This is a genomic window from Winogradskyella immobilis, assembly GCF_021887715.1.
GTDB lineage: Bacteria > Bacteroidota > Bacteroidia > Flavobacteriales > Flavobacteriaceae > Winogradskyella > Winogradskyella immobilis.
This window is the reverse complement of the sequence record NZ_JAIQXX010000001.1, coordinates 83,012-97,098: the sequence shown is the minus strand read 5'-3', so window position 1 is coordinate 97,098 and position 14,087 is coordinate 83,012. Positions and strand designations below refer to the sequence as shown.

General features: G+C 31.0%; 16 protein-coding genes. 2 read left to right on the top strand and 14 right to left on the bottom strand.

Annotation, left to right across the window (positions count from 1 at the left end; genetic code table 11):
* Positions 1-33 precede the first annotated feature (33 nt).
* A complete protein-coding gene (locus K8Z87_RS00365; protein WP_227475444.1) occupies positions 34-846 on the top strand; it encodes a mechanosensitive ion channel family protein in 813 nt (270 codons plus the stop codon).
* A 192-nt stretch (positions 847-1,038) separates the two neighbouring features.
* The gene (locus K8Z87_RS00360) at positions 1,039-1,719 is read left to right on the top strand and encodes a hypothetical protein (protein ID WP_227475443.1); all 681 of its coding nucleotides are present in this window, start codon (positions 1,039-1,041) and stop codon (positions 1,717-1,719) included.
* 4 nt (positions 1,720-1,723) lie between these two features.
* Here the strand turns inward: K8Z87_RS00360 and tsaB are convergent, their stop codons facing one another.
* The 14 genes from tsaB to K8Z87_RS00290 all read right to left on the bottom strand — a co-directional run bounded on the left by tsaB (position 1,724) and on the right by K8Z87_RS00290 (position 14,086).
* Positions 1,724-2,395, bottom strand: a complete 672-nt coding sequence (tsaB, locus tag K8Z87_RS00355; RefSeq protein ID WP_227475442.1) for a tRNA (adenosine(37)-N6)-threonylcarbamoyltransferase complex dimerization subunit type 1 TsaB — start codon at positions 2,393-2,395, stop codon at positions 1,724-1,726.
* Positions 2,396-2,417: 22 nt separating this feature from the next.
* Positions 2,418-3,734: an efflux RND transporter periplasmic adaptor subunit gene (locus K8Z87_RS00350; protein WP_227475441.1), complete on the bottom strand. Its 1,317-nt coding sequence runs from the start codon at positions 3,732-3,734 to the stop codon at positions 2,418-2,420.
* A 2-nt stretch (positions 3,735-3,736) separates the two neighbouring features.
* Positions 3,737-5,059, bottom strand: a complete 1,323-nt coding sequence (locus tag K8Z87_RS00345; protein WP_227475440.1) for a TolC family protein — start codon at positions 5,057-5,059, stop codon at positions 3,737-3,739.
* A 52-nt stretch (positions 5,060-5,111) separates the two neighbouring features.
* On the bottom strand, positions 5,112-6,275 hold the full coding sequence (locus K8Z87_RS00340; RefSeq protein ID WP_227475439.1) for an efflux RND transporter periplasmic adaptor subunit: 1,164 nt from the start codon (positions 6,273-6,275) through the stop codon (positions 5,112-5,114).
* A gap of 22 nt (positions 6,276-6,297) precedes the next feature.
* Positions 6,298-7,557: an ABC transporter permease gene (locus tag K8Z87_RS00335; RefSeq protein WP_227475438.1), complete on the bottom strand. Its 1,260-nt coding sequence runs from the start codon at positions 7,555-7,557 to the stop codon at positions 6,298-6,300.
* A gap of 2 nt (positions 7,558-7,559) precedes the next feature.
* Positions 7,560-8,804 carry an ABC transporter permease gene (locus K8Z87_RS00330; RefSeq protein ID WP_227475437.1) on the bottom strand — a complete coding sequence of 415 codons (1,245 nt, stop codon included), beginning with the start codon at positions 8,802-8,804 and terminating at the stop codon, positions 7,560-7,562.
* The gene (locus tag K8Z87_RS00325) at positions 8,797-9,498 is read right to left on the bottom strand and encodes an ABC transporter ATP-binding protein (protein ID WP_227475436.1); all 702 of its coding nucleotides are present in this window, start codon (positions 9,496-9,498) and stop codon (positions 8,797-8,799) included. The genes K8Z87_RS00330 and K8Z87_RS00325 overlap by 8 nt, the downstream gene beginning before the upstream one ends.
* Positions 9,499-9,630: 132 nt before the next feature.
* Positions 9,631-9,858 (bottom strand): hypothetical protein, encoded by a 228-nt coding sequence (locus K8Z87_RS00320; RefSeq protein ID WP_227475435.1) that lies wholly within the window; start codon positions 9,856-9,858, stop codon positions 9,631-9,633.
* A gap of 2 nt (positions 9,859-9,860) precedes the next feature.
* A complete protein-coding gene (locus K8Z87_RS00315) occupies positions 9,861-10,400 on the bottom strand; it encodes a DUF420 domain-containing protein (RefSeq protein WP_227475434.1) in 540 nt (179 codons plus the stop codon).
* Positions 10,401-10,454: 54 nt separating this feature from the next.
* The gene (locus tag K8Z87_RS00310; RefSeq protein WP_227475433.1) at positions 10,455-11,210 is read right to left on the bottom strand and encodes an SCO family protein; all 756 of its coding nucleotides are present in this window, start codon (positions 11,208-11,210) and stop codon (positions 10,455-10,457) included.
* Complete coding sequence (locus K8Z87_RS00305; RefSeq protein ID WP_227475432.1) at positions 11,203-11,919, bottom strand: hypothetical protein; 717 nt, start codon at positions 11,917-11,919, stop codon at positions 11,203-11,205. Before K8Z87_RS00305 ends, K8Z87_RS00310 begins: the two co-directional genes overlap by 8 nt.
* A 68-nt stretch (positions 11,920-11,987) precedes the next feature.
* Positions 11,988-12,434: a cytochrome C oxidase subunit IV family protein gene (locus tag K8Z87_RS00300; RefSeq protein ID WP_227475431.1), complete on the bottom strand. Its 447-nt coding sequence runs from the start codon at positions 12,432-12,434 to the stop codon at positions 11,988-11,990.
* A gap of 22 nt (positions 12,435-12,456) precedes the next feature.
* Positions 12,457-13,458, bottom strand: a complete 1,002-nt coding sequence (locus K8Z87_RS00295; protein ID WP_227475430.1) for a cytochrome c oxidase subunit 3 — start codon at positions 13,456-13,458, stop codon at positions 12,457-12,459.
* 37 nt (positions 13,459-13,495) lie between these two features.
* Positions 13,496-14,086 carry a cytochrome c oxidase subunit 3 gene (locus K8Z87_RS00290; RefSeq protein WP_227475429.1) on the bottom strand — a complete coding sequence of 197 codons (591 nt, stop codon included), beginning with the start codon at positions 14,084-14,086 and terminating at the stop codon, positions 13,496-13,498.
* Position 14,087: the final 1 nt, after the last annotated feature.

Genomic DNA, 14,087 nt, shown 5'->3' with positions numbered 1-14,087 from the left:
GAATTAGGCTTTTTGCATAGATTTACGTAAAGTATGAACATTAAATTATGGATAGATAAGGGTTTTGAAATTCTCTTAGATTATGGGCCTAAATTAATTATGGCATTTCTGATATGGGTAATTGGTAATTTCGTGATTAAATTGATTACCAAAGGTCTTAAATCTGCAATGAAAAAAGCCAAGTATGATATAAGTTTAAGTAAATTTTTATCTGATTTGTTAAACTGGTCATTAAAAATTCTTTTAATTATAGTTGTATTAAGTACTGTTGGTATAGAAACCACTTCATTTGCTGCTATATTAGCTGCAGCAGGTTTAGCAATAGGCTTAGCTTTACAAGGTTCTCTAGGCAACTTTGCCGGAGGAGTCTTAATAATGATTTTTAAACCTTTTAAAGTTGATGATCTTATAGAAGCTCAAGGAGAACTTGGTATTGTGAAAGAAATATCAATATTTACTACTAAACTTAGAGGTTTATCCAATAAAGAAATTATAATTCCAAACGGATCATTATCCAATGGAAATATTATAAATTATAACACAGAAGGTACTAGACGTGTAGATTTAACATTTGGAGTTAGTTACGATTCGGATATAAAAGAAACTAAATCTATTTTAATGTCTGTACTTATTAATCATCCATTAGTTCTTAACGACCCAGAACCAACTGTTAATGTTTCTGAGTTAGCAGATAGCTCTGTAAATTTTGCTGTCCGTCCTTGGTGTAAGGCAGATGATTACTGGACAGTTTATTTTGATATCACTGAAAATACTAAAATAGCATTAGATAAAGCCGACATAGAAATACCGTACCCTCATCAAGTAGAAATACATAAACAGAATTGACAAAATGATTTCTTAATTATAAGATATTTAATACAATTCTTTAAGCAATGCATAGCATTGCTTTTTTATTTAATACGATTAAAATTTTACATTATAAAAAATAATTGTATTTTAGAAATGTTCGAAAATATTAAAAATCAAATAATTGGCATGATTTTGGATATTTCTATTTTAAAATCAACTATAGAAATTATGAAGACAATAAAAAAAATTACATTGATTACTGGATTAATATTAGGTGGATTTAATTTTATATATGCACAAGGTGTAACGAGTATAGATGTTGCAACAGAAAAATTAAGAATGTCTGCTGATGCAAGTAAAAGAATTGATGCGCAAGGTTCTCCTTATGTAAATGAAGCTTTTCTGCCTATAAAAATAAAAGGACAGAATAATATATTTACTGGTAGGTATAATGCGTATAATGGCGAGATGGAAATCAATCTAGGCACAAAGATTATTGCTTTAGATGTAAAAAATGATTACGAAGTTATATTCACTCAAACTAATAAAATTTACAAAACTTATTATTATCTAACTAAAGATGGTGTTTCAAAAAAAGGGTTTTTAGCAGTTGTTAGTGAAAATGATTCTTTTTCTTTATTAAAACGAGAAAATATTAAATACTATGACACCGTAAAAGCAACTTCAACTTATCAAAAAGATAAACCTGCTAAGTTTAAACGAGAGAGTGATACTTACTTCATAAAAAAAGGAGATAATATCTCTTTTATGCCTACCAAAAAGAAAGAGCTTTTAAATGCATTTCCTAAACACGCAAAAGCAATTAAAACATATTTAAAAGACAATAAATTATCTACAAATAAAGAAGAGGATTTAATTAAAGTTGCACAGTATATAACATCCTTATAATTTTTTATTTAGCTTTTATAGCTACAAAATCTTTTAAATAATAAGGTTCAAAATAGGCGAGATTTTCAAATGCGCTTATTTTGAACTTTTTATTTGCTATAAATCCCATTGTAGATGCAGATGGATACTTATTATCAATAAAAACCGCATTAGGATGATTTATAATAGATTTCATTTTCTCTGCACCACTCCCAATAAAGTATAATTTATAGCTTTCTAATAAACTTGAAAAACTAAATTTATCAATAATTTGTGCTTCTATTTCTCTATAAATTGAAAAATCAGGATTATATATTGCTGAGTATACTTCCATACGCCTAGCGTCTAACATAGGTACTATTAATTCTTTTTCTTTTACATTGATTTGATGAGCTAAAGACAACAATGTAGATATAGATATTAATGGTTTATCTAATGAATAACACAAGCCTTTAGCCGTAGAAACTCCAATACGTAGCCCTGTATATGAACCTGGTCCTTTACTAATTGATATAGCATCTATATCTTTAGCTCCTATTTTTGCTAATTCAAAGATATCTTTAATAAATACATGCAATTTTTCTGCATGAGAAAAACCAGAATCATTATTCTCTTTTAAAACTAAAGTCTCTCCATCTTGCGATAAAGAGACTGAACAATTAGTTGTTGTCGTTTCTATATTTAATATAATAGCCATAAATAGCTTTTAATAATGTCTACTATTCTGATGTGCCTTCTCCTTCTTCTTGGTTTGTTCTATTATTTTTACCTTTAACTTCAATTGCGTCTCCAGGTTTCAACGTTTTAGAAACTATATTATAAGGTCCAGTGATTATTTCATCTCCTTCTTTAAGTCCAGAGATGATTTCAATATTAGTATCGTCTTGTATTCCTGTTTTTACAACTCTAAGTTTTGCCTTACCATTTTCATTGACAAAAACACATTCAAACTTTTCTTCATTTGCAGGTGTAGCATCATCATTAATTTCGGTACTTGACCCATAAGGTTTTTTTACTGAGCTTGTATCTGTTTTAATAACAATAGCACTAATAGGGGCAGATACAGTTTTACTTCTTTTATTTGTTATAACATCTACTGTAGCAGTCATACCTGGTCTAAATGGTGAGTATGACTCTGGCTTCCCTTCTGTAAGTTCGTTATAAGATTCTTCAATTATTCTAACTTTTACTTTAAAGTTAGTTACTTGATCTGCTGCTAAAGCACCTGCAGCTGAATTTGCAATTTCTGTAACAATTCCACTAAATTCTTTCTTTAAATAAGCATCTACTTCTACTATAGTAGTATCTCCAATATTAACTTTTACAATATCATTTTCGTTAACATCAACTTCAACTTCCATATTGTTTAAGTTGGCTACACGCAAAATCTCCGTTCCTGTCATTTGCTGCGTTCCTACAACACGTTCTCCTAACTCAACCCCTAACATAGAAATAGTACCACTCATTGGGGCATATATTGTTGTTCTACTTAGATTATCTCTAGCTTCATTTACAGAAGCTGCTGCACTTTTTACATTGTAATACGCTGAACTTTTAGAAGCTACAGCAGTCTCGTAACTAGCAACCGAACGGTCCCAATCTGCTTTAGATATAACACCTCTTTCAAACAAATTTTGATTACGCTCATAATCTGCTTTTGCTTGTTTTAAATTTGCTTCAGCTTGTTCTAGACCTGCTCTTACATTTTGGTAAGATGCTTGAGTTCTATTTAAAGCTGATTGAATTAAATCTGGGTTTACCTTAACTAATAGGTCCCCTTTTTTAACTTGTTGACCTTCTTTAAACGGTAATTCTATAATTTCTCCTGAAACTTCACTAGAAATTTTCACTTCTACCTCGGGTTGAATTTTCCCTGTTGCAGAAACCTTCTCAATGATCTCTTTTAATTCAACTTTCTTCGTAGAAACTGTTTTAAAATTTCCTTTTTTACCGAACGCTCCCATTTTTGATCCCACAATTAATGCGATCAAAACAAAAACTACAATTCCTAAAACTATTTTTACATTTTTACTCATAATTAAAACTTTAATTCAGAAGCTGGTATGCCAAAATATAATTCTAATATCTTTAATTTAAAAATATAGTCGTACTTGGCTCTATTAGCATTAATTATTGCATTATCATATCGTAATTTAGATTGGCTAAAATCAAAAGCATTAGTTAAACCAACATCATAACGATCTTTAGCATATTGGTACGCCAATTCTTGTGATTCTACTGATAGTTGAGCTGCTTCATAAGACTTTAAAGACCCTTTAGTATCTACATAAGCTTGGTAAACTGTAGATTCTAAGTCTAATTTTGCTTGTTCTAATTGAAACTCAGAACGTAATACATTAATCTTACTCCTTTTTATATTAGCCTTGGTATTAAAACCATTAAGTATAGGAACATTTAAGTTTAATCCATAACTAATACCATCATTTAATGATAGCTGATCTATAAAAGAATTTAGCTCATCTCTATCAGTATATCTGGTATTATAACCAAAGAATGCTGAGATTGAAGGTAAGTTTGCTCCTCTAGCAATTTGTACATCTTTTTTAGATAACTCTAAATTTTGTTCGGCAATCTTAATTTCACTTCGATTTGTTTTAGCTGCATTAATTACTTCATCTACATTTTTAGAGGCTATACCTTCATCAACGATATTGTAAGTGCGCTCTTCGATATCAAAATTTTCGTAATCTGTAATCAATAATAGTTGAGCCAAATTAATTAAAGAAAGTTGCACACTATTTTCTGCACCGACTATAGATTGTAATTCGCTAGCATCTGTTGCCTTAATTTCTAACAAATCTCCTTTAGGCAAAACACCTGCATCTACCAATTCTTGAGTTCTTTTAATCTGTTCTTTTGTCACTTGATTTTGTGATACTAAAACTTCTAAGTTTGCCTTATTTAATATCACTTGCAAATAAGCATTTGCCACAAATAAAGAAATATCGTCTTTCATTTTAGACAAACGATACTGACTTGCTATATTTGAAATTTTTGCACGCTGTACTTGTCTAATATTTCTTAATCCATCAAATACATTATATCCAGCATTTATAGATCCATTGGCAGACAAAAATGTTTCTGTTTCTGCCTGGTTTGTTGTTGGGTTGAAACTTAAACCTGTGTTTTCTTGTACGCCTGCACCAGCTCTTAATGTTGGAATAAAATTACCAATAGCTGTTAATTTTTCAATTTCAGTTACTTCTATATCTAATTCACTCTGTTTTATAGATATATTATTCTCTATGGCATACTCAACACATTCCTTGAGTGTCCATTTTTTTTGTGCTTGTGCAAATACCCCACATAGAAGTAATGCTATGATGATTGATTTTTTCATAATATGTGTTATATGTCTATGCAAATCTATAAGTGTTACAAAATTTAGAAAATTAATTTCTTCCACTATATTTTGGTGGTCCTTGTAATTGATTCCAAACTTTTATTTTATCTGTTTTAGATACTCCTTTTTTTACCTCAACAAATATTCCATTACTAATCCCTAATTCTACTTCTCTTCTTTCAAATCGTTGATCGCTAACTTCAACTTCTACAAAAGATTCTTTAGTTTTAGGATCGTATTGAACTAAAGCTTCTTTAATGGCTAATACATTTTCTGCTTTATCTAAAATAATGGATGCATTTGCGCTTAAACCTGCTCTAATAAATGTAGAGTCAATTTTTCTTAAAGAGCCTTTTATTTCAAATTGTATTGCGCCATTTTCGGCAATACCTTTAGGTGCTATGTAATCTAGTACTGCATCAAATTCTTCGTTTTCTATAGCTCCAACTGTAATTACTAATGGTAATCCTTCTTTTATCTTTCCTACTTCACTTTCATCAACTTTACCTTCAAAAATCATCTTTTTTACATCCGCAAGAGAAGCTATAGATGTTCCTTCATTAAAATTATTGGCCTCAATTACCTGATTCCCTTCTTTTACTGGCACATCTAAAACCATCCCAGATACTGTAGCTCTAACTTGTGTCTGTGCAATATTACCTAAACCACTTGTAGTACCTGTTTTAATAATATCATAGTTTTGACGTGATTGTTGTAGATCAATTTTTGCTTGATCTACACGCTGCTTTGCTTGTAAATATGTATTATTTATAGCATCAAAATCATTAACAGAAATAACTCCTTTATCATATAATGCTTTTTGCCTATCAAAAGTTGCTTTTTGAGCATTAAAATTTATTTCTGCAGTTCTTAATGCATTTTGATTAGAAGCAATATTGTTTTTTGCACTTGTTAAAGAAGATACATTAGGAATTACTCTAATTTTAGCAATAAGATCTCCAGATTTTACAAACTCGCCAGCCTCAATATATACCTCTTCAATAACTCCAGAAATATTTGGTTTAATAAGCACCTCTTCTTCTGGCACAATACTTCCGGTGGCTACTGTATTAACTATAATGGTTTGTTCGGATGCAGATTGTGTTGTATACGTTACTGGATCTTCCTGGTTTTTCTTCCATAAATAATATAAAGCTGCCGAGAATATTATTACGATAGCTATTAATACAATTACAGTTGTTGTTCTTTTCATTTTTAATATATAAATAGTTGATTTATTCTATCCTTAAAGCATCTACAGGCTTCATTTTTGTTGCACTATTTGCCGGGATTAATCCTGCTAGCACACCTGAGATTACTAATATTGTTAATGCCACAAATACTACCTGCATGCTAACCGATGGATTAGAGAAATTCTCTACAGGTCCACCAGCATCTAAAATGGAATTCATAATCCAAATGACTAAAGCAGAAAATGAAATACCAACCATACCAGATAATATGGTTAGAATTAAACTTTCTTGCAGAATTTGACCTTTTATTGCCCACGGTGTAGCTCCTAAAGCACGCCGTACTCCTATTTCTTTTGTACGCTCTTTTACAACAATGAGCATAATATTACTAATGCCTATAATACCTGACATTAAAATTAGTGCACCTACAAAATAGCCTACAATAGAGAGTATATCAAACAACCCATTAATTCGTTGAAACTGCTCTGCTATATCTCTGTGACCTATTGCTCTTTGATCTGCTGGTGCTATATTATGCCTCGATTTTACAATATCGAAAACACGTTCTTTAACTTGGGTAATACTTGTCTTATCTTCTGCTGTAATTGCCATCCAACCAACACGATCTCCGTAATTAAACGCTTGATTAAAAGTTGTAAATGGTATAAAAACAGTATTGGCTTCTTCTTCAGTATCTCCTTGAGAATTAGTTATTTTAAATGTGCCAACTACCAAAAAATTAACTCCGTTAATTTTAATATACGAACCCATAACCTCTTCATCTTTATCATATAGTCCTTTAACTACATCTGGGCCAATAACACATACTTTTCGTTTTGCATTAATGTCTGAATAACTCAAAAAACGCCCTTCTAAAATATCCATAGGTTTCTGCTTAATAAACTCTGGATAATCCCCGTAAATTTGAAAAGCACCTGTCTTAGTATTTCTTGTTACATTATTAGCACCGTTATATCCACCTAAAGAATTCCTAGGTGACACATATTTAAGTTCTGGAATCTCAGCTTTTATGGCTTCTATATCAGAAACTTTATACTCTAATCGTCTTCCTTTTGGAAGTCCTTTATAGGATATAGAACTTCTTTGTCCCCACATAAACATAGAATTGGTTGCGAAATTGCCAAAATCTGCAGTAACTCCTGCTCGAAGTCCATTAGTTAAAGCAAGTAATAGAACTAATATTGTTATTCCCCAAAATACACCAAAGGCAGTAAGAAAAGTTCTTACTTTATTAGCATTTAAAGCCTCTATTATTTCTGTCCAGCGATCTTTATTAAACATAACTATTCGTCTCTTAATGCTACAATTGGTTTAATTTTCGCTGCTCTATACGCAGGTATAAACCCTGCAAAAGCGCCTGCACCGACTAAAATAAATACAGTCGTTATTGCTGTTCTAAAATCTACTTGTGGATATTTGATAAACGGACTATCTACCTGCGGACCTACTATTTCTAATAATCCTAGACCTGCAATAAGTCCAAATAATCCAGATAACATGGTTACAAAAATAGCTTCTTGAAGAATCATCGCTATAATAGAACTTGGCACAGCTCCTAAAGCTTTACGGATGCCAATTTCTTTAGTACGTTCTTTAACTATAATAATCATAATGTTACCAACACCTACAATTCCAGCCACGATAGTTCCAATACCAATAAACCAAAAAACAGCTTTAATTGTATCTATTAAAGAATATATTTTTTGTGCTTCTTCTAAGGTGTTATTAACTCTTATAGCTGCGACATCATTTGGCGCAATTATATGCTTCTCTTTTAGATCATTTTCAATTGCTAGAGTAATATTTTGAGAACGTTTTACAGCTTCATCAAAGTTATCTGACATTTTAACCGTAAAAACCATATCTCTAATATTATCACCTCCATTAAATGCATTTCTTGCAGCTGTTAATGGTAAAAATATTTGACTTTCTTCACGTTCTCCTCCTGGGTCATAATAAACTCCTATAACTTTATAATTAATTCCGAAAATGGAAATGTATTTACTTATTGGATTTTCGTCTTTAAATAAATCTTTTTTTACCTTGTTTCCTATAACAGCAACCTTTTTACTTTCATCTATATCAGAATTATTTAAAAAACGTCCTCGGCCTATATCTGCATTTTCAATAAATTGATTATCTGGTAAAACCCCTTGAACGCGATAATTTCCTGTTTCATTTTTATAAGCTACTTGTCCACCCCAAATACTAAAACTTGCTGATCGGTATTCTAAGTACTCATCATAATTATTTGAAAGCGCTAAAAAATCTTCATCTTTTAATTGAATGCGCCTTCCTGGGTTTAATCCTTTATATCCTTTTGTTGTTCGTCGTGTTCTTACAGAAACTCTATTGGTAGCATCTTGTTGAAACTCGGTAGTAACCCCGTTTTCAATACCAGAACTAAAACCAAGAAGAATAACTAAAATAAATATTCCTGAAGCTACAGACAACCCAGTTAAAAACGTACGAAGTTTATTTTTTCTGAGTGTTTCAAATATTTCTTGCCAACGTTCTACATTAAACATATTGTTGTGCTCTTACTTGTTCTACTGTGCTATCGTCAATAATTAAACCATCTTTTAGGTTTACAATACGCTTAGTCATGTGTGCAATATCGTCTTCATGCGTTACAACTAGTATTGTTTTACCTTCGTCATTAATACCTTGTATTAAATCCATAACTTCATATGAGGTTTTCGTATCTAAAGCTCCTGTTGGTTCATCTGCTAGTAACACTTTTGGTTCACTAGCTAATGCTCTTGCTATTGCAACACGCTGTTTTTGTCCTCCAGATAATTCACTTGGTAAATGATGAGACCATTCTGCTAAACCTACTTTTTCTAAATAGTGAGCAGCTTTCTCTGAACGTTCTTTACGGGTAATTCCTTTATAGAATAATGGCAAAGCCACATTATCTAATGCAGATTTATAATTAATAAGGTTAAAGGATTGAAAAACGAATCCTAAAAATTCATTTCTGTAGCGTGCCGCTATTTTTTCATTTAGATTTTTAATAGGCACATTATCTAAAGTATAACTGCCTTCATCTGCTTCGTCAAGCATTCCTAAAATATTAAGTAATGTTGACTTACCCGAACCTGAAGATCCCATAATTGAAACCAACTCTCCTTCTTTAACATTAAAGTTTATTCCCTTTAATACATGAAGAGAATTACTCCCCATATGGTAAGATTTATGTAAATCTTTAATTTGAATCATAGCATTTTCGGTTAGCGAGTACAATTTTAAGGAAATATCTACGTTTTCTATGCCAATAAACTGTTAAGACTTCCTTTGCAATAATCTATGATTAAGACTACTAAACACAAGGATTGTTACAACAATTAGAAATTATTTTATTTCTTTTTTAGGATTGTTGAATTTTCTATAAATAATAAAACCTATAGTACCAACGATAATGTATGGTATAGCCATTAAATATACAATACCATCATTAACTCCTTCAGCTGTAGATTGTCCTTCTTCACTTTCTAAAACAGCTCTACACATTGCACATTGGGCATTTGTCTTTAGAAAAAAAAGAAAAGAGAAAAGAGAAAAGAGAATTTTACGTTTCATAATTAAGCATAATACGGTGATATCATCATATATACAATAACGCCAGTAATTGCAACATACAACCATAATGGAAATGTAATCTTTGCTATTTTTTTATGACGTTCTATATTATTTGTTATGGCACGGACATAGGTAATTAACACAAATGGAATAATAATTATAGATAAAATAATATGTGTAATTAAAATAAAATAATAGACATATTTAATTGCTCCTTGACCACCAAATTTAGTAGAATCACTCGTCATATGATAAGCCACATACATGGCTAAAAATGCTATAGAAAGCATTATGGCAAATTTCATTAAACGCTCGTGTAATTTTCTGTTTTTATTTTTAATAGCAACAAATGCGAAAATTAAAACCAAGGCTGTTATACCATTTACAGTTGCGTAAATAGGCGGCAAAAAAGTTAATGGCTCTACATTAAAACCTAATCTACGAAGGTTAACACCAAATAAACCTGCGACAACTAAAGGAATACCAATAGATAGTATTACAATCCATTTATTATATTTCTTTTCAGATTCTGTAGTGTTCATTTATATTTGGTTTGAATGTTTAGATTCTTCACTTTGCTCTGAATAGCAAAAACATTACTCTTTTAGTAGTTTTGCTATATCTTCTTTTAAAATAGAAATCTGCTGCGGAATACCTTCATCATCAATTCCCTCTTCCTCAGATACAATACCATTATAATAAATCAACGGATTGTCTGGTGATGTTAATCTTGAACGAATAAAACCTTTTTTATCTATTAACGCAAAATTACCAGAATGCTCAAAACCTCCTTCTACATTTTCTGCTTCTGCTGTATATAAATAAAACCCTTCATTAGACAGTTTATATATAGTTTCTCTATCACCTGTCATTAAATGCCAGTTTGGGTTTGTAATACCATAATTCTCCGCATAGGCTTTTAAAACTTCGGGAGTATCTGTCTCTGGAAATATACTGAATGATGCTACCCCAAAATCTTCAGATGTTGAAAAATGGTTTTGAATTTGCACTAAATTTTTACTCATTCTCGGGCAAATAGTTGGGCAAGTGGTAAAGAAAAATTCTACCAAATAAACTTTACCTAAATAATCTTCATTGGTAATGGTTTTTCCATCTTGATTAGTAAAACTAAAATCTGGCACTTTTCTATTTCCTCCATCTACAGAAGGAATATAAACCAAATCTGATGTATAATCTTGATTATCTGATGTCCCTAAAGATTGACTTCTACTTTCTTCTCTTGTAATATCTTTATTAGTGACTCTGTCTATAATCTTTGGAATAAAAATAATACCAAACACCAAAATGACTAGGGCAATACCTATATATGAATAGTTTGTTTTTTTACTCATCGCTTTCTTTTAAATCGTTAGCACGTCTTGTTGTAGAATCAAAATTTCCTTTTCTTTTTTGACGATATTCTGTGAATAGAACGCGCATATCTTCACTCATTTTGTTTTTTATAATTGCTACTTCTATACAATCATAAGCACTTAAAGTTGTTATTGGTTTATTTGCTTCCACCTCTTTTTCATCTCTTGCGTCTATTCGTCCACGTTGATTAAGGTCTTTATCAATAATAAATACATCATTAGTAGATAAATCTTCTTTTAAAGCCGTTTCTATTTTTAGACTATTATACAATTGCTTAATTGCACTATCGGAACCATAAACATAATGCCAAAATCTAAGATCTTCATAAGAAGAAATTTCTTTTTCTAAAGTCTGAACTTCAGCTTCTGTACCAGAAGGCATAACAATAACTATTTGAAACTTTTTAAAGCCTTTAAATTTATCGTACACCAACTCTTTTAAGTTTGAAGCGGCTATACTGTTACTTAAGGGTTGTTTTCCTAAAAACCCTATAACTGTAATATGATCTTGAAGTGTTATTTTTTTGTTATCAACAGACTTAAACGCATTCAATTCAACTACATTGTCGTTAATAATATCTAACGGAATATAATTATGTTTCGCTGGGTAAAGCATTAATAAAAATGCAACCGGCAAAAAGAATAAAACACCTAAAATTAGATTACGCTTACTCTTATTTTCCTTCATACTGCAAAAATAAAAAAGGTGGCTTTAAAAAACCACCTTTTGATATCATTTAACTCATAAATATGAGTTTAAAAATCATTTTTAATTAGTGCATCATCGGTATTATATACATCGAATACATAACCTCCTTCTTGTAATAATATAAATATTAAATAACAGATAAGAAAGACTGCTGTCCATACTACCATGCGTCTTAATGCTTTTGTTTCATCACGCATGTGCATAAAATCCCAAGTGATATAATATGCTTTTACTATGGTTAATAGAATAAATATTAAGTTTAAAGGTTTCATGTATATAAAGCCTGAAAAAATAATGTTTCCTAGTGTTGCTAAAAACCCTCCTTCAAAAGGCGTCATCCATGCTGTTGCTAAGACATCTGGTTTATAAATACCTAAAACAACTTCTATCGCTGTTACAATAGTTAAGAATAATAATACACCCCAAATTTTTTGCGTGTTAGATTTAAACTTAACTAAACCTTGAAATATTTCTAATTTATGTTCGTGTGCCATTTCTAAAAATTATCATTTATTTTTAAACGAGGTAAAAGAATGTAAATACAAATACCCAAACTAAATCTACAAAGTGCCAGTATAAACCAACTTTTTCAACCATTTCATAACTTCCTCTTCGCTCATAAGTTCCTAAAATAACATTAAAAAATATTATAATATTAATTACTACACCTGAGAATACGTGAAATCCGTGAAAGCCCGTAATAAAGAAAAAGAAATCAGCAAAAAGAGATGTTCCGTATTCATTAACATGAAGATTGGCTCCTTCTACAACTAACTTTCCGTTATTTTTTATTTGATTAATCGATTCTTCTCTAGATAATACTGTTTTTTCACCTTCATCATTGATAATTTGAGTCCTTACCAAAATATTAGAATGCGATTCTAATCCTTTTGTTACTTCTGCTACAGTATATGTTGGCAAAGTCCCTTCACTAGAGAACCAAAGTCCGCTTTTGCGTTGGTGCTGCGTTCTATCTTTAGCTTCTGCAGTAACAAAGTCTGCTAAAGCTATACGTTCAAATTTAGTTTCACCATCATGCTCAACATATTCTCCAAATTGAAGAATATTACCACCTTTTGTCTGTATTGCACCATAATCTCCTTTGATAAATGTAGCCCATTCCCAAGCCTGTGAACCTACAAATATTGCTCCACCAATAATGGTTAAAAACATATATATAGTGACTTTAGCTTTATTCATGTGGTGACCTGCATCTACAGCTAAAACCATAGTTACAGATGACATAATAAGAATAAATGTCATGAATGCTACATATATCATTGGCAACTCCTGTCCATGTAAAAATGGCACGTGAGTAAACACTTCATCTGCAATTGGCCAAGAATCGATAAACTTAAATCTAGAAAAACCGTATGCTGCTAAAAATCCTGAAAAAGTTAAGGCATCTGATACGATAAAAAACCACATCATCATTTTACCATAACTTGCTTTTAGAGGCTTATTTCCTCCACCCCAAGCTTTACCTTCTGTTCCAGTATTTGCTACTGTAGTATCCATATAAACTATTTAAACTTTTAAGATTCGACAAAAATAATCAAATTATATATCTAAAAAAATATAAAAACAAAAAGAGACCGAGCCAAAGTAAGTCTACAAAATGCCAGAAATTTACCGCCAGTTCAAAGCCCAACATATTATTGGCATTATACTTTTGTTTAAAATGATTATAAATTACAACTAATAAACATATTAAGCCAGCAATAACGTGGCCTATATGCACCATGGCTATTAAATAAATAAATGACATGGTTACATTACTTGTTGGCCCCGTAAAATTATAACCTTGTTCTATAATTTGACCAAAACCTGTAAACTGATTAACAACAAAAAAAAGTCCTAATCCAAAACCTAGTAACAACCAAACTGTAGCCTGTTGCCTATTCTTTATTTTTAATGCTCGTTTTGCTAAAATTAGTGCAATACTACTCAATAATATTACAATAAGACTGATGTAGAATGCGCTAGGTAATTCAAAATCATTTAACCAATCTTCACGTTTACGGCTTACTATAAAAGCACTCGTTAATCCTGCAAAAGACATAATTAAAGAACCTATACCAAACCAAAGCATCATTTTTTTTGAACGCGCCTGTTTTTCTTGTTGAGTGCCTTGAGTTAAATCCATA

Bases quoted from the DNA above. Each gene is read 5' to 3' on its own strand.
- K8Z87_RS00365 (WP_227475444.1), top strand. From the start codon at position 34: ATGAACATTAAATTATGGATAGATAAGGGTTTTGAAATTCTCTTAGAT.
- K8Z87_RS00360 (WP_227475443.1), top strand. From the start codon at position 1,039: ATGAAGACAATAAAAAAAATTACATTGATTACTGGATTAATATTAGGT.
- tsaB (WP_227475442.1), bottom strand. From the start codon at position 2,395: ATGGCTATTATATTAAATATAGAAACGACAACAACTAATTGTTCAGTC.
- K8Z87_RS00350 (WP_227475441.1), bottom strand. From the start codon at position 3,734: ATGAGTAAAAATGTAAAAATAGTTTTAGGAATTGTAGTTTTTGTTTTG.
- K8Z87_RS00345 (WP_227475440.1), bottom strand. From the start codon at position 5,059: ATGAAAAAATCAATCATCATAGCATTACTTCTATGTGGGGTATTTGCA.
- K8Z87_RS00340 (WP_227475439.1), bottom strand. From the start codon at position 6,275: ATGAAAAGAACAACAACTGTAATTGTATTAATAGCTATCGTAATAATA.
- K8Z87_RS00335 (WP_227475438.1), bottom strand. From the start codon at position 7,557: ATGTTTAATAAAGATCGCTGGACAGAAATAATAGAGGCTTTAAATGCT.
- K8Z87_RS00330 (WP_227475437.1), bottom strand. From the start codon at position 8,804: ATGTTTAATGTAGAACGTTGGCAAGAAATATTTGAAACACTCAGAAAA.
- K8Z87_RS00325 (WP_227475436.1), bottom strand. From the start codon at position 9,498: ATGATTCAAATTAAAGATTTACATAAATCTTACCATATGGGGAGTAAT.
- K8Z87_RS00320 (WP_227475435.1), bottom strand. From the start codon at position 9,858: ATGAAACGTAAAATTCTCTTTTCTCTTTTCTCTTTTCTTTTTTTTCTA.
- K8Z87_RS00315 (WP_227475434.1), bottom strand. From the start codon at position 10,400: ATGAACACTACAGAATCTGAAAAGAAATATAATAAATGGATTGTAATA.
- K8Z87_RS00310 (WP_227475433.1), bottom strand. From the start codon at position 11,210: ATGAGTAAAAAAACAAACTATTCATATATAGGTATTGCCCTAGTCATT.
- K8Z87_RS00305 (WP_227475432.1), bottom strand. From the start codon at position 11,919: ATGAAGGAAAATAAGAGTAAGCGTAATCTAATTTTAGGTGTTTTATTC.
- K8Z87_RS00300 (WP_227475431.1), bottom strand. From the start codon at position 12,434: ATGGCACACGAACATAAATTAGAAATATTTCAAGGTTTAGTTAAGTTT.
- K8Z87_RS00295 (WP_227475430.1), bottom strand. From the start codon at position 13,458: ATGGATACTACAGTAGCAAATACTGGAACAGAAGGTAAAGCTTGGGGT.
- K8Z87_RS00290 (WP_227475429.1), bottom strand. From the start codon at position 14,086: ATGGATTTAACTCAAGGCACTCAACAAGAAAAACAGGCGCGTTCAAAA.